Raw genomic sequence first — 21937 nt, forward strand, 5'->3', positions numbered from 1 at the left:
ACGAACACGAGTGTTGATTTCGAGCAACATCGGCGTAAAGATGCGTGTTTTAAAGCTCAGGGTTGCCCGTGTCAGATTCTGAATCTGTCAATATGATCAAGAATATCTCGCCACGTTCGGCGGCGCTGTTCGGTCTTGGTTTTGTTGTTGCGACAACAGTCCTCGTTGTCGTCGCCGTTGCCATTCTGGGTGATATCTATGCGATTGAGCCGGGCGATCCGCTTGCGCTGGCGATCCTTTCCGCCAATGCAGTCTTGATCCTGGGGCTGGCACTTGTGGTCTTTGTGCGAGTGCGTCGCCGCATGCGAGGCCGTCGTTTCGGCGAGCCCGCACCCCGTCTGCACCTACGTTTTGTCGGTCTGTTTTCAATCGCGGCGGCCGCGCCAGCCATCTTCGCCGCAATCTTTCTGGGCGCGGTCCTGACGCGTGGTGTGGAATACTGGTTTGGAGAGCGGGTAACAGCCTTTGTAAACACAGCGTCCCAGACGGCTGAAGAAGTCTATTACCAGGAAGCGCGCATTACCCAGTCGCGCTTGCAGGCACTGGCGACCGCTGTGGAGAGCGAAAGAGCAGCGCAGCAATTCGTCTCCAGTCGCATCCAGTTCAACACAGTTTTCGCCAACGCCGTTGCACAGTCGCGGCTGGCTGCGGCCTACATCATTGATGAGCGCGGCACGCGTCTGGCTGAAGTGGAGTTCAGGCCGGGCGAGGTTTACGTCCCTCCGACCCAGAATCTCTATGAACTCGCGGATGCGGGCGATTTGGGTGTATCGGGGCCGAATTTTGCAGCGGCGGCCAATCTTCCCAGCAGCGCTGAAGGCATGCGCATGTTGCACAAGTTGGAAGGGTATGAAGGCGCTTATCTTTATGTTGTTCGAGAACTGGACATGTCGCTTTGGCGGGACATTCTCGAAGCCTCGAGTTCCCTGCGCGCCGTGCGCGAGCGCGAAGCGGAATCGCGTGCGGTTTTCTTCATGCTCTACGCTGAAGTTGTGGCGCTGATCATTATCGGCTCGATCTGGCTGGCCTTGTCTGCAGCGACCCGCGTGGTGACGCCGATTTCGCGCCTGGTCTACGCCGCCGAATGTGTCAGGCGAGGCGATCTTGATACCCGGGTCCAGATGGGGCGTGAGGATGATGAAATTGCTGCTCTGGGCCGTGCCTTTAACCGAATGACCCGCCAGTTGCGCAGCCAGCGCCGCGAACTCATAGAATCCCATGCAGAGTCCGAACAGCGCCGCGCCTTTACCGAAGCCGTTCTTGCCGGCGTTAGCGCCGGGGTGATGGGCGTGGACAGCCAGGACCGGATTACCCTGGTCAATCGATCCGCCGTCGGCCTGCTGAGCCCGGGCACGGATGATCTGATCGGGATCAATGTTGAATCAGTATCGCCGGAACTTTTCGAGATCATTCAGGAGGCACGACGTCGCCCCGGCCTGATCGCAGAGGCCCAGATTGATATCGGAGCGGAGGATGACCAGGTGCGCAGCCTGTCCGTCCGGGCGGCGATGGACGAAGAGGCTGGCCTTATCGTCACCTTCGACGATGTGACCCGTCTGGTCGCGGCCCAGCGCAACGCTGCCTGGCGCGACGTCGCACGACGCATTGCACACGAGATCAAGAACCCGCTGACCCCGATCCAGCTGTCTGCGGAACGTATCAAGCGGAAATATCGCAAGGAGATCCAGACGGATGTCGAGATCTTCGACCGGTGTACCGACACGATCGTTCGACAAGTCAGCGATATCGGCCGAATGGTCGACGAATTCTCTTCATTCGCGCGAATGCCACAGCCCAATATCGAGCCTGTGGAGATGCGGGAAATGACGCAAGCCGCTGTGTTCGCTCAACGGGTCGCGTCACCCAATCTGGACGTCGTTTTCGAGGCGTCCGACGACAAGATTCTCGCGCTGTGTGATGCGCGGCTGTCCAGCCAGGCCCTTGCCAATATCCTCAAGAATGCCGCGGAGAGTGTCTCTTCTCGTATGGAGAGTGAACTTGGCGGCGCTAAACCTGGCATCATCAAGGCAGACCTTCGCGCCGAACACGGTTATGCGGTGATCGAAGTGCAAGACAATGGTCTGGGCTGGCCGGTTTCGAACCGGGAACGCCTGACCGAACCCTATATGACAACGCGCGAGAAAGGCACCGGTCTCGGCCTTGCCATCGTCAAGCGTGTCATGGAGGACCACAAGGGACGTCTTGAACTGGACGTGCCTGCGGAAGGTCATGGGGCTGTTGTCAGACTGGTTTTCCCGCTCGCGGGAGAGAGTGAAACCGTGCTTGAAAACGCACAGGAGGCTTGATTCATGGCACGTGACATCCTGATCGTGGATGACGAAGCAGATATCCGCGAACTCATTGGCGGATTGCTTGAAGATGATGGATATGCACCGCGCGAGGCAGCGGATGCCGATGGGGCGCTGGCCGCGATACAGGCCCGCAAGCCTTCGCTCATTATCCTTGATGTCTGGCTTCAGGGCAGCCGTCTGGACGGGCTTGAACTGCTCGAGGAATTCAAGCGGATTGACGAAAACCTGCCGGTGATTGTGATTTCCGGCCATGGCACGATCGAAACCGCCGTCGGCGCGATCCGAAAGGGTGCCTATGACTTCCTGGAGAAGCCTTTCAAGTCGGACAAATTGTTGCTGACGGTGACCCGGGCGCTCGAAAACAGTCGCCTGAGACAGGAAAATGCAGAGCTGAGGGCACGCACCGAAGTTCAGTCGACCCTGATCGGCAACTCGCCGGGTATCATCCAGGTCCGGCAATTGGTCGAACGGGTCAGCCCGACAAATAGTCGCGTAATGATCAAGGGCCCGTCCGGCGCCGGCAAGGAGTTGGTCGCCCGCCAGATCCATGACGGTTCGCCACGTGGCGGCGGCGATTTCATCGCAGTGAGCGCACCGGGTATCGCACCGGAATCCTTCGAGGAAGAACTATTCGGTCGTGAAAATGATGATGGATCGATCAAGCATGTTGGTCTCCTGGAACGGGCCCACGGGGGCACGCTCTATCTCGACGAGATTGGCGACATGCCGCGCGAAACCCAGACCAAGTTGCTGCGGCTGCTGGTAGAACAACGCTTCCGCCGCATCGGCGGCACGGCTGACGTCTCGGTGGATGTACGTGTCATTTCGAGCTCGTCGCGAGATCTTCACGCAAGCATTGATTCCGGTGAGTTCCGTGAAGATCTCTACCACCGCCTGGCTGTCGTCCCGATTGCCGTTCCGGCGCTCGCAGAACGTCGAGCGGACATTCCGTCCCTGGTCGAACATTTCCAGGAGAGCCTGACAGTGAATGCCGGCCTGCCACGTCGCGTTTTCGGTGAGGATGTGATGGCCGCACTGCAGGCACACAGCTGGCCCGGCAATGTTCGTCAGCTGAGGAATAATGTTGAACGGCTTCTGATCCTTGCCACCGGTCCCGTTGATGAGGCCATCACCCTGGCCGCGCTGCCATCCGAGGTCGTTGCGCGCGACACCCAGGAAGGTGGTTTTGATTCCGAGAAGATGATCGCCCTGTCATTGCGTGAAGCACGCGAGAGCTTCGAGCGTGAGTATCTGAAGACGCAGATCGACCGGTTTGGTGGTAATATCTCCAAGACGGCCGCATTTATCGGCATGGAACGTTCCGCGCTGCATCGCAAGCTGAAATCGCTCGGCGTGGGTGGTCCTCAGCGCGACTCGGCAACGACGAGCTAGGAACAGCGTCATGAGAGCCATTGTCTGCGGTGCGGGTCAAGTTGGTTTCGGTATCGCCAGAGCGCTTGCCCAGGAGGGCAATGCGGTCACAGTGGTCGACTGGTCGACCGAACTGATCGACAATATCGTGACGGATCTGGACGTGCGCGGTGTCGTGGGGCATGGCTCCCACCCCGACGTGCTGGAGCGCGCAGGGGCAGGGGAAGCCGACCTGATCGTCGCTGTAACCCACTCCGATGAAACCAACATGATCGCCTGCCAGGTGGCGCATTCGCTGTTCGAAACACCGATGCGTATTGCCCGTATCCGCGCACAGAATTATCTGGAACCAGCCTGGGCAGACCTGTTCACGACCGGCAACCTGCCCATTAACGAGATTATTTCGCCAGAACTGGAAGTCGGGCGCGCGATCCTGCAACGGATGGAAACGCCAGGCGCCTTTAACACCGGTGTCTTTGCTGGCGGTCGGGTGCAACTGCTTGGCTTGCGTCTGGACGAGAACTCACCCGCTGCTGGCTCGTCCACGGAACAGTTGATGGAACTCTTCCCGGACTTGCGGGTCACCGTTGTGGGTGTGCAGCGCGAGCAGACGCTGTTCATACCCAAGGCGTCCGATCCAATCCTGCCCGGCGATGATGTTTATGTTGTCACGGAGAGCGCCCAGGTGCGCCGTGCACTGGATATCTTCGGTCAGGAAACCGGCATCGTCCGCCGTGTCGTCATCATTGGAGCTGGCAATATCGGTCTTTATGTCGCTCGCGCCCTGGAGCGCGCCGGCGGTGTGAAAGTTCGTCTCATCGAGGCCGACAAGCGGCGTGCAGAGCATGCGGCAGAGGTCCTCAAGAAGACCGTCGTCCTGCATGGCGATGGCCTGAGCCCGGCCATGCTGGCCGAGGCGGGTGTCGCCAATTCGGAGCTGGCGGTGTGCGTGACCAATGACGACAAGGTCAACATGCTGGCCGCGGTCATGTCCAAGGGTGAGGGTGCCCAGCGGGCAATCAGCCTGATCAATGAGCGCTCCTTTGAGAGCATGCGCAAACCGTTGGGCATTGATGTTCTTATTGATCCGCGCGCAACAACTGTTTCGACTATTCTCCAGCATATCCGCCGCGGTCGTATTACCGGTCTTCAAACGCTTGGCGGCGGCCAGGCAGAGGCGCTTGAGGGCGTGGCCCTCGCGACCTCGCCACTGATCGGGCGTGAGATTGACGAGCTGGACCTTCCCAATGGCGTGGCGCTGGGCGCTGTTGTTCGGGGGGACAAGGTCATGTTGCCCGGCGATGGTGGACGGATTCGTGAGAATGATCGCGTGCTGCTGTTCTGCAATACGGCGATCATTTCCGAAGTCGAACACCTCTTCCGCGTCAGCCTCGAGTTCTTCTAGGCATGGGGCCGAGCGCTCTCCTCCGTCCGCTCGGTGGATTGTGGTCGCTGCTGGCGATCGTAGCCGTGCTTACCGGTTTGCTGTCCGGAGCGTTGGGGGAATCTCACTTGGCGCCGCTGTTCCTGGCGAGTGCTGCTGTGTGCGGGATACCCGGCCTGCTGATGTTGACGGCAACGCGCGGAATGACGATGACGGCGACGGCCATGGATGCTGTCTTGCTAGCGCTCATCGCCTGGTCAATCACGCCAGCGTTTGCCGCCATCCCGTTGTATTTATCAGGGTATTTCACGTTCCCGGATGCAGTTTTTGAAGCCTATTCAGCGTTGACGACAACCGGAGCCAGGCTCGCGAACGCAGAGGACCTGCCACGGGTTTTTGTCCTTTGGCGAGCACTTCTGGCCTGGACCGGAGGTTACTCAACCCTGGTTCTGGCTGCTGCTGTATTTGCTGCCTTGGACAAGGACTTGCCAGCCATCCGGCGCTCCGCTCTGCTGACCATTCGCCCGGACAATGTGTTTTCCCACCTGGGTGTCGCAGCCCGACGCATCGCCTTGATTTATGCCTTGTTGACCGGGCTGATCATGGTCGGATTGATGTTCGCCGGGAATGATCTTTTCCAAGCTGGCGTTCTGGCCATGGGCGGGATTTCAACGTCCGGCGTAATGCCTGTTCTGGACGGTGACCAGTTTTCAAACTTTTCCCTGACGGGCTTCTGGGTCGTCCTGGCGTGCCTGTTCGGCAGTCTGAACGTGTCACTGTTCTGGGACGCGCTTCGCGACCGCACCAGCTTCCAGGATCCCGATCTTGCCGGCATTCTGGCTCTTGTTGTTGGCACGACTTTGATCTTCTTCGTCGCGACGGGCGAGGGGCTAGTCGAGCATGTCGCCAACGCGGTCTTTCTGGTGTCAACGTCGGGGTATCAAATCGGGGATGATGTGCTTCCAGTCGGGCTGGTCGGTGTGTTCATTGTCCTGATTGGTGGTGCCGCCGCGTCCACGACCGGTGGCGTAAAAGTCACCCGGGTCTTGATGTTGTGGAAGCGTATGGGAGCGGAACTGGCTGTGCTCGCTGATCCATCCAGCGTCATGCCTGTATCCTTCCGGGGGCGGGTAACCAAGGACAGGTCGTTGATCGCAGTCTGGTCCTATGTACTGGCATTTGCTGCCGTACTGGGTACGGGCGCTTTCTTGATTACGCTCTTTGGAAGTAGTTTCGAGGTGAGTTTCATCGCGACCGCCTCAGCTCTTTCCAACGCCGGCCCCTTGCTGGACCAGATCACCGGGGAACCGCTGGCCTGGACCGAGATGAGTGAAAACGCCCGCAGCTTCCTTATTCCAGTCATGATTTTGGGGCGTCTGGAAGTCATCGCCGCCCTGACCGCTGTGTGGGCGGTTTTCATCCGGAGATAAGTCGCATGTCGCGTTATGCCTATGTCAATTCCGCTTTTGTGCCCCATCGCGCAGCCAGCGTGCATATCGAGGATCGCGGCTTCCAGTTCGGCGACGCTGTCTACGAGGTGTGGAGTGTGCGGGACGGGCATTTGCTGGATGAGCAGGGGCATTTCGAGCGGCTCTACCGCTCGCTGGACCAGCTCGACATCCGGTTCGAACGTTCCCAGTCTGCTATGCAGGTCACCATTCACGAGCTCCTGCGTCGAAATCGGATCCGTGAAGGACTGGTCTACCTGCAGATCTCGCGCGGTGTTGCCCCACGCGATCACGCCTTTCCAGCGACCAATACTCCGCCCACTATCGTGCTGACGGCCAAGCGTTTCAGCTTCTCGGCAGCTGGCAGGCGTGCCGAGCAGGGGGTGCGTGTCATTACCCATGAGGATGAACGCTGGGACCGATGTGACATCAAGTCCGTCAACCTGTTGGCCAATGTGCTTGCCAAACAGGCGGCGCGCGAAGAGGGGGCCTACGAGGCTTGGCTTGTGGATAAGGCAGGGCTGGTGACAGAAGGCAGTTCAACGACAGCCTGGATCGTCAATGCAGACGGCGCGCTGGTAACGCGGCCGTTGGATAATCATATTCTGCATGGGATTACCCGCAAAACAGTCGTCGCGGTCGCCAACGCAATGTCTATCCCACTGATAGAACGCGCCTTTACGCCAGCCGAAGCAAAATCTGCGCGCGAGGCCTTCATCACCTCCGCCAGCAGTTTCGTCATGCCGGTGGTTCAGATTGACGACAAGATGATCGGAAATGGCGCCCCGGGATCGCTTTCACTCTCGCTGCGAGATGAGTATTTGAGGGCACAGTAAGCAAAAGACACGTTTCTTTTTAAAATGAGACGGTTGCAGGAAGGGCCCAGCCCTGTATACGGTTAATTACGAATCGCTGGAAAAGCGGCGCACGCGGAGCAAACATGTCTCAAGATAAAAAACAAAACCTGCAGGACGTTTTCCTGAACGCGGTGCGAAAGTCCAAGACACCGCTCACCATTTTCCTGGTAAACGGTGTCAAACTTCAGGGCGTTGTGACCTGGTTTGATAATTTCTGTGTCCTGCTTCGCCGGGACGGGCTCTCGCAACTTGTCTACAAGCACGCGATCTCGACCATCATGCCGGCACAGGCGGTCCAGCTGTTTGATCAGGAGAAGGAAGGCCTTGAGGCCGAACCGACTTCACCTGAGACAGCGGATATCGCGGATTGATTGAACGCGAACAACCGGTAATTCGAGCCACAGTCATCCATCCGTACGAAAGAGATCGTGCCGATCGTGCAGATGCACGCCTGGAGGAAGCCTCCGGCCTGGCCGAAGCCCTGGATATGGAATTGGTGGATGGTTATCTCGTTTCGCTGCGGCGGATCGAGGCGGGCCTGTATTTTGGCAAGGGCAAGGTCGAGGAGATCAGCGACAAGCTGAAAGAGACCGAATCCGACGTCGCCGTTGTTGATGCCGCGCTCTCGCCTCTACAGCAGCGCAATCTCGAAAAGGTCTGGAAGGTCAAGGTAATCGACCGGACCGGTCTTATCCTCGAGATTTTTGCAAAGCGGGCGCGCACCAAGGAGGGCGTGCTTCAGGTCGAACTGGCGCGGCTGGCCTATGAACGATCACGGCTTGTGAGAACCTGGACTCACCTGGAACGCCAGCGTGGTGGTCGGGGCTTCCTGGCCGGTCCCGGTGAAACCCAGATCGAGACTGATCGCCGGCTTCTCGCAGACAAGATGGCCAAGCTTCGACGTCAGCTCGACGAGGTGCGCCGGACGCGTGGCCTTCACCGCAAGACACGCGACGATGTGCCGTTCCCGACCGTCGCGCTGGTCGGATACACAAATGCTGGCAAATCGACGCTGTTCAACCGGCTGACAGGGGCAGGGGTGTTTGCCAAGGACATGCCCTTTGCCACGCTGGATCCGACGGTGCGCAAGGTGAAGCTGCCCGGCGGGCTCGAGATCCTGTTGTCCGACACGGTGGGTTTCATCACCGATCTTCCGACCGAGCTGATCGCGGCTTTTCGAGCGACGCTCGAGGAGGTCAAGGAAGCTGATCTCATTATCCATGTGACCGACGCTTCGGATCCTGACATGCAGGGCCGTGTAGCGGATGTGAACGCGGTTCTCGACCAGATCGAGGCCGGCAAGGCACATGACCAGCTCGAGATCGAAGCCTGGAACAAGATCGACATGCTCGATGAAGAGCCGCTGGAGGATCTGGAGCTCGACTGCCTGCTGTCCAATCGCAAGGCGGAATGCATCGTCAAACTGGCTGTGTCAGCCCACACCGGTGAGCGCATTGATGTCCTGCTCGGTGCAATTGAGAGCACGCTGGCTGAACGCGGTGAGGTGATGGAGCTCGTCCTGCCACCTGTCGAGGGACGTGCGTTGGCCTGGCTTATGGCCAATGCCGATGTGATCAGCCAAGACACCGATATGGAGACCGGTGCAGTGACGGGACGCTACAAGCTCTCCGACGTCAATGCAGGACGCTTCCGCGCACAATATCCGCACTTGGCAGCACCATTGCCGAAAGAGGAATACTAGGCGGAATGTTTTTCAATCCGCTTGGCTTCGTCCCACAAGGCTTCCATCTCTTCCAACGACGCCTCGCTGGTGGTGCGTTTCTGCGCCTCCAGGGTTATTTCGATATGCCTGAATCGGCGTTCGAACTTGGCGTTTGCTGAGCGGGTTGCGGACTCAACATCTACTTTCAGTTTTCGTCCTAAGTTTGTGCAAACAAATATTAAATCGCCCACCTCTTCATCTATCGCCGACTGGTCGTTATGCATCATTGCATCGCTCACTTCGCCGATTTCCTCGTGCACTTTTTCAAGCACACGATCGGCATCCGGCCAGTCAAACCCGACGGTGGCGGCACGTTTCTGGAGCTTCTGTGCGCGCTTCAATGCGGGCAGGGCGACGGGGACATCATCCAGCAGGCTTTCGCCCTTGTCCTTCTGTTTGCGTTCCAGTGCTTTTTGTTCTTCCCAGGCCTGGTTCTGGGCATCCGTATCCCGCTCACTCGCATTGCCAAACACATGTGGATGGCGACGGATCATCTTGTCATTGATCGACCGGCACACATCATCAAAGTCAAACAGGCCAGCCTCCTTGGCCATCTGGGCGTGGAACACGACCTGCAGAAGGAGGTCGCCAAGCTCATCCTGCAGGTCCGGCATGTCCTTCCGCTCGATCGCGTCGGCAACCTCATAGGCTTCCTCGATCGTATAGGGCGCAATCGTGCTGAAATCCTGTTCAACATCCCACGGACATCCGGTGTGAGGATCACGCAGGCGGGCCATAATCGCCAATAGTTCGGACATTGGCTGGAGTGGAGTGTCGGACATGTGTTTGCTCGCTGAAAGGCTGGGCGCCAAGATGAGCAGATTCTGTGTGCGGAGCGATAGCGACACCTATCCCAAGTAAGCGCATAATCAATATTATGAGAAATACGATGTTGATTTGAGCTGGCTATACAACCGCAACCGCATCAGCACACTTCGTGATGCGCAGACCGTCATACGCAACATGAACGCCCTTGGGCAGACGCGATGACAGCGCTTGATAGTCCAGCGTGATGTGAAGGTTTGTCAGAACGGCCTGGACTGCGCCCACCGCTTCAACAGCATTCAGAGCTTCACTTACAGAGAAATGAGTCGGATGCGCTTCCTCACGCAGCGCGTCGACCGCCCAGCAATCCACGTCCTGCAGTAACGCTGCGCTGTTGGCCGGCAATGCATTGATGTCAGCAGAATACGCGAGGCCATCACACAGAAAGCCCAGCGAGTTGATTGGACCGTGTTCCTGGTTAAACGGTGTGATGATCAACTGACCACCTGGTCCGTCGATCGTGATCGCCTCTAGAGGTGTGAGCTCGCTGCGTGCATCCAGGATCGGCGGATAGATGGAGTTCTCGGGCGCCACGAAGGTGTAGCTGAAACGCGACAACATTATTTCCGCCGTACGCGCATCCATCCATACCGGAATGCGTTTGCGCTGCAACAGCGCGAAGGCACGCACATCATCAATGCCGTGCGTTTGGTCTGCGTGTTCATGCGTCAGCAGCACGCCGTCCAGGCGTCTGACACCAGCCGAGATCATCTGTTCGCGAAAATCGGGAGACGTGTCGATCACGATACGCGTGACGTCTTCGCCGGCATCGAGGTCCTCGACACTCTTGGCGCGTTCCAGCAATGCCGAACAACGACGACGTCTGTTGCGTGGATTGGCCGGGTCGCAATCGCCCCAGTCACCATTTGCGCGCGGTACTCCTCCCGAAGAGCCTGTTCCGAGCAATGTCAGGCGCGTGATACCGCTCATGGCCGGCTGACCGTGTCAAACAGTTGGAAAAAGGCGTCGGAGGTCTTCTGCGCGGCTTCGGTTTCGTCCCAGCCCTTGATCTCACCGAGTTTGGCGGCGACGGCAGGAAGAAAGCTCGGCTCACACCGCTTGCCACGATGCGGAACCGGCGCGAGATACGGGCAATCTGTTTCAACAATCACGCGATCATCCGGCACAATGTCCTTGAAAACCGCGCGAACATCATCGGCTTTCTTGAAAGTGATGATGCCGGACGCCGCGAAGTAAGCGCCGAGTTTTGCAGCACGTCTGGCGAGCTCAGGGCCACTGGTATAGCAGTGCATCAGCGGGCGAAACGCCCCCTTCCCCATCTCTTCCTCCAGGATGTCGCCCATCAAATCATCGGCTTCGCGGGTATGGATGATCAGCGGCAAGCCGGTGCGGCGAGCCGCCTCGACATGTGCCCTGAAGCTTTGGACCTGTTGCTCGATCGGACTGTACCCGTAATGCAGATCCAGGCCGGTTTCACCAATACCTGCAACACGAGGGTGCTGAGCGATTTCAACCAGTTCCTCTGCGGTGATGTCTGGTCGGTCCTTGGCATGATGCGGATGCGCTCCGATCGTGCACCAGATGTCATCATGCCTTTCGGCAATCACAGAAACTACTGGAAAGTCAGACAATTGGCAGCAGATCGTGAGCATTCGCTTCACGCCCGCTGCACGGGCGCGAGAGATGACCTCGTCGAGGTCGTCGGCGAATTGCTCACCGTGCAGATTGACGTGACTATCTACCAGCATGTCTTAGCTATCCGGATGATCAGGATGTGGTCGCGGCGGTGCGTGTCAGCGACAGTGCCTGAAGCACCGTCTGTTTCGGGTCGAGATAGAGCGCTTCCGCATCGCGGACAAGCTTGGCGATATCCGCCCAGGCCTTGATCCAGCCCTTGGGGTCCCTGCCATCGGTGGCGCACTGGAGCGCCTGGGCCTGATAGGCCCGGGCCAGCGCTTCATAAAAGACGGCGAGCTGATCTTCGCGGCCCTTGCCGGTGACACGGTCGGCAATACGGCGGGCATCCTGATCGCTCAGGGACTTTCCGCGCTTCACCAGGGCGTCGACGTCCTGGATAAGACTGGCGCCATCGCCGATCGCAAGCGCCAGTGCTCGCCCGGGAGACGCGCCCGCATAATCAACCAACTGATCCAAAGAGGCCTCAGAGGGCACTCCATTACGTTCGCTCAGCCACCGGCAGACGGCTGTGGGCTCAGGAGCGCGCAGCACAAGCTTGCGACAACGCGACCGAATGGTGGCGGGAAGGCGGCCTGGTGAATGTGAGATGAGAATGAGGATGCCGCGCTTGGGTGGCTCTTCAAGTGTCTTCAGCAAGGCATTGGCAGCATTGCGATTCATGTCATCCGCGCTGTCAACGATACACACACGCCAACCGCCCGCGCCAGCGCTTTTCTCGAAAAAGCTCGGAGCCTTGCGTGCCTCATCGACCGTGATCTCTGCACGCCAGCGCTTGCGTTTGTCATCCCAGGGACGACGCAGCATCAACAGGTCCGGATTGGCCCCGGCCTCAAGCAGCTGACTGGCCGGGTCGCGCGGACTGGAACCCAGTATGCCATATTCAGTGTCCGGCGCCGCGCCGAGAACCCTGCGCGCCATGCGCCAGGCAAGGGTGGCCTTGCCGATTCCCTTAGGCCCCGAAATCAGCCAGGCGTGGTGCAGGCGGCCGCTTTCCCAGGCTGTCTGGAATGCCCTTTCGGCGTCCAGATGCCCAAGGAGGTCATAACGTTCGCGAGGCGGCAGGCAGCCGGCTTCTTGATCCGAAGCGATATCCGGATCGGTCAGGCTCACGCGTTTGCACCCAGCTTGTCTGCCATGATCTCGAGAGCAGCCTCATATACTGCGTCGGGCGCCATGGAAGCGTCGATAACAACACAACGATCCGGCTCGTCACTGGCGATGCGCAGAAAGGCGTCACGCAGACGAGTGTGGAAGTCGGTCTCGTGCATTTCGAACCGGGTCGGATCTTCTCCGCGCTCCACCGTACGGCGCAGGCCGACCAGCGGATCCAGGTCGAGAATAAACGTCAGGTCAGGATAGAAATCCTCGAGCGCGACAGTGTGCAACTGGCGAATACGCGCGATATCAACCCCGCCCGCAGCCCCCTGATAGGCCAGAGTACTGTCTGAAAATCGGTCCGAGATTACCCAGGCACCCCGCGCCAGTGCAGGCTGGATCAGGCGCTCGACATGATCGACCCGCGCTGCATACATCAAAAGGGCTTCGGTTACGGGCGACCAGCGATCCGTCTGGCCGGTGAGCAGGATATCACGCAAATCTTCTGCGCCTGGCGTTCCACCGGGCTCACGCGTGATGATCACTTCCAGGCCCTGGTTTTCCAGGTGGGTTTTAAGCTTGCGGATGAGGGTGGTCTTGCCAGCCCCCTCACCGCCCTCAAGCGAGATGAATTTGCCGGCCACGTCAGTTCCCGCGGATCATGTGCGCAATCGCAGCGCCGATACGGCCCATCAGACCTTTCTGGGCAACATCCTCGGACGCGACAACCGGAAACTCCCGATCTTCCTGGCCAGGGACCTCGACGATGACGCGGCCAATTTCGTCGCCTGCGCTGATGGGGGCCGGGATCGGACCATCGAAGGCCACGGAAACAGTCATGTTGCGACGAGCGCGCCGATGCAGCGCGAGCTGAACATCCTCGGCGACTTCCAGACGCACGGTTTCAGCTTCGCCCATGAAGACTTCAGCCTGAGCCTCAAGCGCATCTCCGGCGGCGAACAGGTCATAAAGGGCATAGTCATTGATTGCTGCGCGCATCATGCGTTCGGCTTCATTGGCGCGGTCGGTGTTGGAGCCCATGCCATTGAACACAATGATCCGGCGCACTCCGTCGCGTTCAGCCGTGCCGACAAGGCCGTAGCCGCTTTCCTCGGTGTGTCCGGTTTTCAGGCCATCGGCCCCGGAAAAGACACCCAGAAGCGGATTGCGATTGTACTGACGGATACCGTTGTAGGTGAACTCGCGCTCAGCCCAGAGGGAGTAGAGTTCCGGGTGATCCGCTATGATGATGCGAGCGAGTTCCGCCAGGTCCGCAGCGCTGATGCGGTGGTCGGGATGCGGCCAGCCGGTGGCATTGGCGAAGCTTGCGCTCTCCAGACCCAGTTCGCGTGCCCTGTCCGTCATCATTTCCGCGAACGCCTCTTCGGAACCGCCGAGGGCTTCGGCGATAACGATACAGGCGTCATTGCCGGACTGGATGATGATCCCGCGCAGCAAGTCCTCGACCCGCGCGCGTGAATTCACTTCCAGAAACATCGTGGAACTGCCTGAAGCAGCCCCGCCCCGGCGCCAGGCATTTTCGGAGACCGGGAGTTCGTCATCAAGGCTCAATTGACCATCGCGAATGGCCTCCAGCGTCATCAGGACCGTCATCAGCTTGGACATCGAGGCCGGCGGCATGGCAACATCGCCATTGCGATCAAACAGGATTTCACCCGTATCGAAGTCCATGATCACCGCGTGGGTGGCTTCGGTCTGGTACTGATCCTGGGCAACAACAGCGCTGATCGGTGTGCTCAGGAGAAGCAGGGATGCGAGAGTGGCGCGCAACTTGGACGCTCCTTCGACGATTCGTGGATGACTGACGTGAAGCGCATTCAAGCGTGTGGACCCGGTCAGGTCCAGCGTTCAAACAGGGCATTTTCGTGAATTGTCAGCCGATGGTAACGATGCGGCTGTCGTATATCCCGTAGGAACTGAGCTGACGTGCCGCATCGACGGCGGCCTGTTCACTCGCCCAACGCCCCAGATACACACGATAAAGCGTGCGCCCATTGCCGTGGGTTTCTTCAACCCAGGCATCCCCGAGATCGGCGACACGGGCGCGAAGATTTTCCGCATTCGCCCGCATGCCAAAAGCACCGAGCTGAACGGTGAAACGCCCCTGCCCGGCAATCTGCGACTGTTGAGATGCAGCCGTTGCCGCATGAGCCGGAGCCGGTGTTGGTGCCCGTGTTGGGACAGCCTGCGCCGGCTCACCATTGGAAGAATGCGTACGCGCAGGAGGTTCCGCGCCTGCATGAGCGGGACCAAGATAACGAACACGGACGCGGGCCAGACCACGTGAGCGATAATCCAGTTCTTCCGCGGCAGCGCGTGACAGATCGATTATGCGATCATCAACAAACGGACCCCGGTCATTGATGCGCACGATAACGCTGCGGCCATTTTCAAGATTGGTCACTTCGGCGATCGAGGGGATCGGCAGCGTTGTGTGCGCAGCGGTCATCAGATGCTGGTCAAAAACCTCACCATTGGCGGTCGCTCGGCCGTGGAAGGTTGGGCCATACCAGGAGCCGATGCCAATCTCGTCATAGTCATCATCCCGGCGAGGGACATAGCGCTCACCTGCGACGACATAGGGGTTGCCGACTTTCTGGTGAGCGCTGGAGCGTGCGATCAGGGATCGTGTTTCAGTCCTGGAAAGAGGTCTCGCAAGGCGTTCGCCACTGCTGTCAAAAGACCGCAGATTGCTCGGTGTGGAAGAACAGGCCGCCGCCATAACGGTGCAGGCCAGAACCAGAAAAACTCTCAGCGCACGCAAGACATACCATCCCGTATCTGGAAGACGTCATTCTAACCGGAGAATATCGCCGAAATGGTGAAAGCTCCGTAAGCTGCATCAAGATAGTTGCCATTCGCACCGAAAGCCGGGTAATTGGGGCTATCGGAGGGGTGGCAGAGTGGTCGATTGCGGCGGTCTTGAAAACCGTTGAGCCGAGAGGTTCCGGGGGTTCGAATCCCTCCCCCTCCGCCACTAACCCCAGTCGGGAACCCATTTCAGTTGCAGCTGCACAACGCTTTCGGTCACACCATCCACACCGAACTTGTTGTCCCAGTACTGCCATTCAATTCCGGCCCAGAGATTTCCTGGCTCCCCGCTCAGCGAGCCCAGATTGACCAGCACTCGTGGCACAATCAGCGTATTGGCCACGCCGGTGCTCTCTGCGCCAGCCAGGTCAGAGAAGCCTTCGAACAAGAGGCGTGTATTGCCGATCATCACCGGGCCGTTCCAGGCCAGCGTCAGCTGTTCGGTGCTGCCAGGCCGTGCCGGATCATCCCGGTGCAGGGCCATCACCTTGAAAAAGACGAAACCTGGCAGATCTAGATCCGCTGAAATTCCTCCCAGATAACGCTCCAGCCCCTGCTCCCCGCGTTCGTAATTCAGGGTGAAATAGACGTCACGCACCAGGCCGTCGCCGAAATCGATATCAAACAGATTCTCAAACGAGAAACGCGGCGTGATTTCGCCGTATGCGCCGATGCTGCCATCTTCGTTGAACAAAAAAATCGGTGAACAGGAAGAAATCGCCTCCGGACCAGCGACTGGCGTGTTCAACTGTGAAGATCGTGCGCTCAGTTGATCCAAGCTCGTAGTCTTCACCGCGCAGGATCTGTATGTTTTCGGCGTGCCAGAAATCCTGGCCTTGAGCGGCGCATGACAACGCCGCTGCGGTCATCACGGCCATGCAGAGCTGAGTTCTTGGCCCCATGGAACCCTCCTCGGCGGGCAGCATGAAGACATGATTCCCTGCCAAATTGTTTCTCGAGGAGACTGACCTAGCCTCGACCCAACCAGGCCAGAGCGGCTTTCTCATCATCGTGGAAACCCACTTTGATCTGATGTCGCCAGGCGAGCGTTCCCAGAAGCATTTGTTCGGTATCATGGGATGACACGTCGAGAACGTAGGCGATCCGGCGAACGCTCGGAAATGCGGTCATGAACGCCTCGAACATGGAGATGAACTGGGCCGGTGTGAATTGGGCGTCACTCCGGGAAACGAGCATCAGGATGCGTGTCGAACGGAGCCGTATGCACGCCTCGCCCAGGGCGGCAGCGGCTTCTCCCAACCCCTCAGGCGTCGTCTTGCCCCAAATTTCCTGGATCAGAACACCTGTTGTGCGGTCTTCCCCAAGGCGGTGTCCGAATTCTCCGTCACTCATCCCGAACTTCTTTTCATGGCAACAAGCGCCGGCCAATGACACAGCGAGGCAATACTGAAGAGTTTTAAAAAACAACTGTCGGCGGACGATCACGTCGTCTCACAAAACCGAATTCTCGATCACGAGCGCGTTGGTTGGGGAAGACAAATCAGATTGGCGGGCTATGTCTGAAGGCACGATACAAACCGGAGCCATCATGATCCGTCGCAAGAATGAAATCTGGCAATTGTCCAACGAGCTGGTCACACCAAAACCCGCTTTTCTCAACCGTCGTCAAATCATGAAGGCCGCGGGTGCCCTTGGCGTCACAGCGCTTGCCGGGTGTGGCCAGGGATCGGCCTCGGCCCGCCAGATGCCAACTGAAGGCGCGCTGGCCGCGCGAGAGACCAACTGGCAGGTCAGTGAAGATCTGACCCCGTACGAAGCCGTTACGGGCTACAATAATTTCTATGAGTTCGGCCTCGATAAGGGCGATCCGGCACGTTATGCGTCCGCTATGACAACATCACCCTGGAACATTGAGGTTTCAGGACTGACCGATGAACCCCGCGAATACGCCTTGCAGGATCTTGTTGATTTCGACGCGCTGGAAGAGCGCGTATACCGCCTGCGTTGTGTTGAAGCCTGGTCCATGGTGATCCCGTGGGTCGGTGTTCCGTTGGCATCGATCATAGAGCGATTGCGGCCGAGCAACGACGCGCGATATGTGCAGTTCGAGACCTATCTCAACCGTAACGAGATGCGTGGCACTCGCCTGCGTGTGCTGGACTGGCCCTATGTGGAAGGCTTGCGTCTTGATGAAGCTCGCAACGAACTCGCCTTCCTGGCTGTGGGGCTTTATGGCGAGGTTCTGCCCAAGCAGAACGGGGCACCGATCCGTCTCGTTGTTCCGTGGAAGTATGGCTATAAATCCATAAAATCCATCGCGAAAATCCGATTTACGTCTGAAGAGCCCGCGACTTCCTGGAACCAGTCAGCACCAAATGAGTACGGATTTTATTCCAATGTGAATCCGAACCGCGCCCACCCGCGTTGGAGCCAGTCCAGCGAACGCATTATCGGCGGTGGCCTGCTGGCACGTCGGGAGACGGAGATGTTCAACGGTTATGAGGACCAGGTCGCGTCCATGTATGCTGGAATGGATCTGATCGAGCAGCATTGATGTCAACACGAGCCGACCTCCTCAAACGGTTCGGGCGCGACTGGCTCAAACCGCTGAGTTTCTGGTTGCTTGCCCTGCCTGGTTTATGGCTTGGCTGGCAATGGTGGGCGCTGCTCACAGGCGCAGAGCACGCGCTCGGCTTCAACCCGATCGAGACCACACACCGTTTTCTGGGCGATACCGCCCTGAGAATCCTGATTCTGTCGCTGGCCATCACGCCGTTCCGCGATCTCACGCGGTGGACACCGGTCATGAAAATTCGCCGCCGTGTCGGTCTGGCGGCGTTCTGGTACGCATTATTGCACTTGCTGGCCTACATGGGGCTCGACCTGCTGGTTGCTGCGCAGGGCAACGTGCCCGGCATGTTTGCAGGGCTGTGGAATGATGTGGTTGAGCGGATCTATATCACGCTGGGCATGTTTGCCGTTATCGGTCTGGTTCCGCTCGCGCTGACATCGTTCAACAGCTCGATCCGCGCTTTGGGGGCGCATCTCTGGCAGCGCCTGCACCTCGCCGTTTATCCGATCGCGGTGCTGGCCGTCTTCCACTATGGCTTCATGGTGAAGGGGCATCAGCTGGGGCCATGGGTCCACGGCGGTGTCCTGGGCATCCTTCTGGTGTATCGGATCGTGCATCGGCTTCGAAAGGTTCAAGCCCGTAACAGGTCAGCGGCCTGAGCGCGAACCCAGTCAGCGCATCCGATAGGGTCTTCCATCGGAGCCAAATGGCCTGCCTGGGTCAGATCAGGGTCGAGTCCGTGACGACGCAGGCGCCAGACCGGATAGACTGTCGACCCTCTTCGCACTGATTTCAGAATGGAAACGGGTGCATGGAGTTCGCGCAGCGCGCTCCAAGGGTTATGACCGTGCGACGCGAAAATCGCGGCCTCCCATTCAGGTGCGCAGGCGAGGCTTGCTGATTCCTCGTGCTCGATAATGCCAGTGTCCAGATAATCCTCCAAAACGCCCGGCTGCCACCGCTCGAACAGAGGTTTCTCCTTATAATGGGCAATTGCCTCCGAGCGGCTGCCCCATAGCGAACGCCGCTTCCGAGCTGCCGTGGACATCGGGTTGTAGCGATACGCCCACGCCCCTCCGGGAATGTGAGGAATGGCATAAAACCATGATGGCATGAAAATTGGCTCGATCAGGGCAAATCGATCCACCCGCAAACCGTGCCAGGCCGCCGCCAATAGTCCGCAGACGGACCCCATTGAGTGTCCGACAAACAGTGTGGGTCGCGTAGAGCTGTCGTGGCAGGCAAGTGCCAGATCACGACCAAAAACCTGCCAATCACGCAAGTTTACCGGCTCGACAGGCACTTGCGACAGACCATGCCCCCTCAAGTCCGGGGCAATGATTTCAAATTGATCGGCCAGCTCTGACAGGAACAATCGGTACGTGCCCGCGTTGAAACCATTGGCGTGACCGAAGATCAAGCGGGGTGCAGAGGGCCGACGTGCAATCAAGACGCTCAGATCGCCATCGTCGACCTCGACACGTTTGCGCTCCAAGACCATCAGGAACGATAACGATCATCGCGAACGAGCGCTGCGATGAAATCTCCGAGTAACGCCGCCAATTCACGCCGGTTCCAGACCACCAGGACGAGGCAAGAAAACCAGACGCCGACCGCCGCCATGAACAGGCCACCACCATCATTGTTGGGATCGATACCCAGGGGCGTGAACAGGTGGAAACTGATGGCACCGCTCATGATGGAAATGCCAAGAAGCGCGCCCAGGGCCTGAAAACGACGAAGCCCCGGCAACAGGCCAATCAGCACGCAGGCAGATGCAACAAGCTCCGCCCCTCCGATCATGTACTGGCTGAACAGGCCGCTATGTCCGAACAGCCCGGGCGCGCCGAGCGTGCCGGCCCAGGCATCCAGCCGGCCGAATATTTCCTGCGTCTCCGGCGCGTCTGTGAATTTGAAGCGCAGGGAATCAAGAAAGATGATGGATACGAAAACACTCAGTACCGTGCGGATAATCGTTGTCAGTTTCATGTCAGCCCCTTCCCGTGGCAATCGCCTGTTTCCTATCGCCTCCGCGGGCTCCGGTCTTTTCACATTCCGCGGCGTGGACCGTGATCGAACGGTTGGAAACCGGCCCGAATTGCGCCAGACATCTGCAAGGTTAGGGAGAGCCGCATGACAATCAAGATCAATTCCGCCTTCGACAGTGGCAATATTGATGTCGTTTCCGTTGATCAAGGCGGGGCGATCGAACTTGAGATCTGCAAGGATAACGGCTCCGACTTCTTCCAGTGGTTCCACTACCGGGTGAGCGGCGCCAAGGGCCAGGCGCTTTCAATGGCGATCACCAATGCCGGTGGTGCAGCCTATCTGGACGGCTGGAAAGATTATCAGGCGTGCGCGTCTTATGATCGCGAAACATGGTTCCGCATCGACACCTCTTATGAAAACGGCGTCCTGACTCTAAGCCATGCCCCGGAACTGGACACGGTCTGGTATGCCTATTTTGCCCCCTATTCCATGGAACGCCATCAGGATCTGATAGCCTGGGCCCAAACCTACCCGGGTGTTGATTTAGAAGTACTTGGCGAAACGCTCGACGGCCAGAGCCTGGATTGTCTCAGTGTGGGCAATGGCGAAAAAACGATCTGGATCACGGCCCGACAGCATCCGGGCGAAACCATGGCCGAGTGGTGGATGGAGGGTTTCCTCAATCGTCTTCTTGATCAGGACGACCCGGTCGCACGAAAACTCCTCAGCCTCGCGCGTTTCCACATGGTGCCGAACATGAATCCCGATGGCAGTCGTCGCGGGCACCTGCGCACCAATGCCAAGGGTATCAATCTCAATCGCGAATGGGACAAGGCGTCACCAGAGAACTCTCCAGAGGTCTTTTTCGTCCTCGAACGGATCCGAGCGACGGGAGTTGACCTGCACCTGGATGTGCATGGCGACGAGGGGCTTCCCTACAACTTCATCGCCGGCGGGGAAGGCGCACCAAATTTCACGGCTGACGACCAATACAAGCTGGACGCCTACAAGGTCGCGCTCGAGGCCATTTCCCCGGATTTCCAGACTTTGCACGGCTATGACGTAGATGCGCCGGGAACGGCAGATCTGTCCATCTGTACCAACTATATGGCAAACACGTTCGGCTGCCTCGCGATGACGCTGGAAATGCCGTTCAAGGATAATGCCGATCTGCCAGATGTATTTGCCGGATGGTCACCCGAGCGTTGCCGTAAACTCGGCGCCGCCAACCTTGATGCCATGTTGGCGGTTATTGATGACGTCTGACACGTATTAGGCGAATTTTGCTTGTGAGAATCGCGCGCATCGGGAAGCATGAGGCGACTTGATGGAGCTTTCGCATGTATCTCACTCGCCTGCTTTACTTCTCTCGAGCATCCCAGGGCCTGGGCATGGATCTCGATCAGATCCTGGCCTCGGCCCGCGAACAGAACAGCAAGAATAATATCACCGGTGCACTGTGGTTTGACGGCGATTATTTCGTTCAGGTGCTGGAGGGCGGACGTCATGCGGTCAGCGAAACCTATCACCGTATTGCGGCGGACGAACGTCACACGGACATCGAGCTCGCTTCATGTGAGATGGTCGACAGCCGACTGTTCCACAAATGGCGAATGGCCTATTTCGCTGACACCCAGGAAAATCGGGACCTGATCACGAAATACTCCGGTCATAACCAGCTGATACCGGAAAAAATGAGCGCCCGCTCCCTGCTCCACGTCCTCGCCGAGGGACAGTTGCTCGGGCACTAGGGTCACTCCTGCAGCTCGAAGGTCATTCTGGTGCATCCAGATAGCCTGGACGCGGCCGATACCGTGCGGATCATATTCCTGCATGAAATGTCCGCCCGGCTCGCATCGAGCTTGCAATCTGCACTCTGGAAGCGTCCCTGCGATCTCATCCGGGTCTG

General features: G+C 58.5%; 23 protein-coding genes and 1 tRNA gene. 12 read left to right on the plus strand and 12 right to left on the minus strand.

Features of this window, described 5'->3' with window-relative positions; translation table 11 throughout:
- Window positions 1-92: 92 nt before the first annotated feature.
- From JJ889_RS11795 to hflX, 7 genes are all read left to right on the plus strand, one after another.
- Window positions 93-2306, plus strand: a complete 2214-nt coding sequence (locus JJ889_RS11795) for an ATP-binding protein (protein WP_291895352.1) — start codon at window positions 93-95, stop codon at window positions 2304-2306.
- Window positions 2307-2309: 3 nt separating this feature from the next.
- The gene (locus JJ889_RS11800) at window positions 2310-3704 is read left to right on the plus strand and encodes a sigma-54 dependent transcriptional regulator (RefSeq protein ID WP_291895355.1); all 1395 of its coding nucleotides are present in this window, start codon (window positions 2310-2312) and stop codon (window positions 3702-3704) included.
- A 10-nt stretch (window positions 3705-3714) separates the two neighbouring features.
- Window positions 3715-5088 (plus strand): Trk system potassium transporter TrkA, encoded by a 1374-nt coding sequence (gene trkA / locus JJ889_RS11805; RefSeq protein ID WP_291895358.1) that lies wholly within the window; start codon window positions 3715-3717, stop codon window positions 5086-5088.
- Between the two features lie 107 nt (window positions 5089-5195).
- Window positions 5196-6497, plus strand: a complete 1302-nt coding sequence (locus JJ889_RS11810) for a potassium transporter TrkG (protein WP_291895361.1) — start codon at window positions 5196-5198, stop codon at window positions 6495-6497.
- A 5-nt stretch (window positions 6498-6502) separates the two neighbouring features.
- Window positions 6503-7351, plus strand: coding sequence for a D-amino-acid transaminase (locus JJ889_RS11815; RefSeq protein WP_291895365.1), 849 nt, complete (start codon window positions 6503-6505; stop codon window positions 7349-7351).
- A gap of 104 nt (window positions 7352-7455) precedes the next feature.
- Window positions 7456-7743 carry an RNA chaperone Hfq gene (gene hfq, locus JJ889_RS11820; RefSeq protein ID WP_291895368.1) on the plus strand — a complete coding sequence of 96 codons (288 nt, stop codon included), beginning with the start codon at window positions 7456-7458 and terminating at the stop codon, window positions 7741-7743.
- Entirely contained in the window at window positions 7740-9074 is a 1335-nt protein-coding gene (gene hflX / locus JJ889_RS11825) for a GTPase HflX (protein ID WP_291895372.1), read from the plus strand. Before hfq ends, hflX begins: the two co-directional genes overlap by 4 nt.
- On the opposite strand, the gene mazG is transcribed toward hflX, so the two are convergent.
- From mazG to JJ889_RS11860, 7 genes are all read right to left on the minus strand, one after another.
- Window positions 9071-9877 (minus strand): nucleoside triphosphate pyrophosphohydrolase, encoded by an 807-nt coding sequence (gene mazG / locus JJ889_RS11830; RefSeq protein WP_291895376.1) that lies wholly within the window; start codon window positions 9875-9877, stop codon window positions 9071-9073. The genes hflX and mazG overlap by 4 nt on opposite strands.
- Window positions 9878-10001: 124 nt before the next feature.
- Window positions 10002-10850, minus strand: coding sequence for an MBL fold metallo-hydrolase (locus JJ889_RS11835; RefSeq protein WP_291895379.1), 849 nt, complete (start codon window positions 10848-10850; stop codon window positions 10002-10004).
- Window positions 10847-11629, minus strand: a complete 783-nt coding sequence (locus JJ889_RS11840; protein WP_291895382.1) for a TatD family hydrolase — start codon at window positions 11627-11629, stop codon at window positions 10847-10849. The genes JJ889_RS11835 and JJ889_RS11840 overlap by 4 nt, the downstream gene beginning before the upstream one ends.
- A 19-nt stretch (window positions 11630-11648) precedes the next feature.
- Window positions 11649-12689 carry a DNA polymerase III subunit delta' gene (locus JJ889_RS11845; protein ID WP_291895384.1) on the minus strand — a complete coding sequence of 347 codons (1041 nt, stop codon included), beginning with the start codon at window positions 12687-12689 and terminating at the stop codon, window positions 11649-11651.
- A complete protein-coding gene (gene tmk / locus JJ889_RS11850) occupies window positions 12686-13318 on the minus strand; it encodes a dTMP kinase (RefSeq protein WP_291895385.1) in 633 nt (210 codons plus the stop codon). Before tmk ends, JJ889_RS11845 begins: the two co-directional genes overlap by 4 nt.
- Window position 13319: 1 nt before the next feature.
- The gene (locus tag JJ889_RS11855; RefSeq protein WP_291895387.1) at window positions 13320-14465 is read right to left on the minus strand and encodes a D-alanyl-D-alanine carboxypeptidase family protein; all 1146 of its coding nucleotides are present in this window, start codon (window positions 14463-14465) and stop codon (window positions 13320-13322) included.
- Window positions 14466-14568: 103 nt separating this feature from the next.
- On the minus strand, window positions 14569-15459 hold the full coding sequence (locus JJ889_RS11860; RefSeq protein ID WP_291895390.1) for a septal ring lytic transglycosylase RlpA family protein: 891 nt from the start codon (window positions 15457-15459) through the stop codon (window positions 14569-14571).
- 125 nt (window positions 15460-15584) lie between these two features.
- Here JJ889_RS11860 and JJ889_RS11865 point away from each other — a divergent pair.
- Window positions 15585-15672: transfer RNA gene (locus JJ889_RS11865), tRNA-Ser, on the plus strand.
- Here the strand turns inward: JJ889_RS11865 and JJ889_RS11870 are convergent.
- Genes JJ889_RS11870 through JJ889_RS11880 form a run of 3 tightly spaced genes read right to left on the minus strand, consistent with a single transcriptional unit; the run spans window position 15673 to window position 16859 of the window.
- Window positions 15673-16200 carry a hypothetical protein gene (locus tag JJ889_RS11870; protein ID WP_291895393.1) on the minus strand — a complete coding sequence of 176 codons (528 nt, stop codon included), beginning with the start codon at window positions 16198-16200 and terminating at the stop codon, window positions 15673-15675.
- On the minus strand, window positions 16139-16453 hold the full coding sequence (locus tag JJ889_RS11875) for a hypothetical protein (RefSeq protein ID WP_291895395.1): 315 nt from the start codon (window positions 16451-16453) through the stop codon (window positions 16139-16141). The genes JJ889_RS11870 and JJ889_RS11875 overlap by 62 nt, the downstream gene beginning before the upstream one ends.
- Before the next feature lie 22 nt (window positions 16454-16475).
- Window positions 16476-16859 carry a hypothetical protein gene (locus tag JJ889_RS11880; protein ID WP_291895397.1) on the minus strand — a complete coding sequence of 128 codons (384 nt, stop codon included), beginning with the start codon at window positions 16857-16859 and terminating at the stop codon, window positions 16476-16478.
- A gap of 196 nt (window positions 16860-17055) precedes the next feature.
- Between JJ889_RS11880 and msrP the strand changes: the two genes are divergently transcribed.
- The gene (msrP, locus tag JJ889_RS11885) at window positions 17056-18021 is read left to right on the plus strand and encodes a protein-methionine-sulfoxide reductase catalytic subunit MsrP (RefSeq protein WP_291895399.1); all 966 of its coding nucleotides are present in this window, start codon (window positions 17056-17058) and stop codon (window positions 18019-18021) included.
- Entirely contained in the window at window positions 18021-18698 is a 678-nt protein-coding gene (locus JJ889_RS11890) for a sulfite oxidase heme-binding subunit YedZ (RefSeq protein ID WP_291895401.1), read from the plus strand. The genes msrP and JJ889_RS11890 overlap by 1 nt, the downstream gene beginning before the upstream one ends.
- On the opposite strand, the gene JJ889_RS11895 is transcribed toward JJ889_RS11890, so the two are convergent.
- Together JJ889_RS11895 and JJ889_RS11900 are read right to left on the minus strand one after the other, a co-directional pair.
- Window positions 18671-19534: an alpha/beta hydrolase gene (locus JJ889_RS11895; protein WP_291895403.1), complete on the minus strand. Its 864-nt coding sequence runs from the start codon at window positions 19532-19534 to the stop codon at window positions 18671-18673. The two genes, JJ889_RS11890 and JJ889_RS11895, sit on opposite strands and share 28 nt — an antisense overlap.
- 5 nt (window positions 19535-19539) lie before the next feature.
- Complete coding sequence (locus JJ889_RS11900; protein WP_291895405.1) at window positions 19540-20028, minus strand: hypothetical protein; 489 nt, start codon at window positions 20026-20028, stop codon at window positions 19540-19542.
- A gap of 144 nt (window positions 20029-20172) precedes the next feature.
- On the opposite strand from JJ889_RS11900, the gene JJ889_RS11905 reads away from it, so the two are divergent.
- Together JJ889_RS11905 and JJ889_RS11910 are read left to right on the plus strand one after the other, a co-directional pair.
- A complete protein-coding gene (locus JJ889_RS11905) occupies window positions 20173-21294 on the plus strand; it encodes a M14-type cytosolic carboxypeptidase (protein ID WP_291895407.1) in 1122 nt (373 codons plus the stop codon).
- A 74-nt stretch (window positions 21295-21368) separates the two neighbouring features.
- Window positions 21369-21779 (plus strand): BLUF domain-containing protein, encoded by a 411-nt coding sequence (locus JJ889_RS11910; protein WP_291895408.1) that lies wholly within the window; start codon window positions 21369-21371, stop codon window positions 21777-21779.
- Window positions 21780-21937 lie beyond the last annotated feature (158 nt).

It is taken from the genome of Maricaulis sp., from assembly GCF_017643475.1.
Lineage (GTDB): Bacteria > Pseudomonadota > Alphaproteobacteria > Caulobacterales > Maricaulaceae > Maricaulis.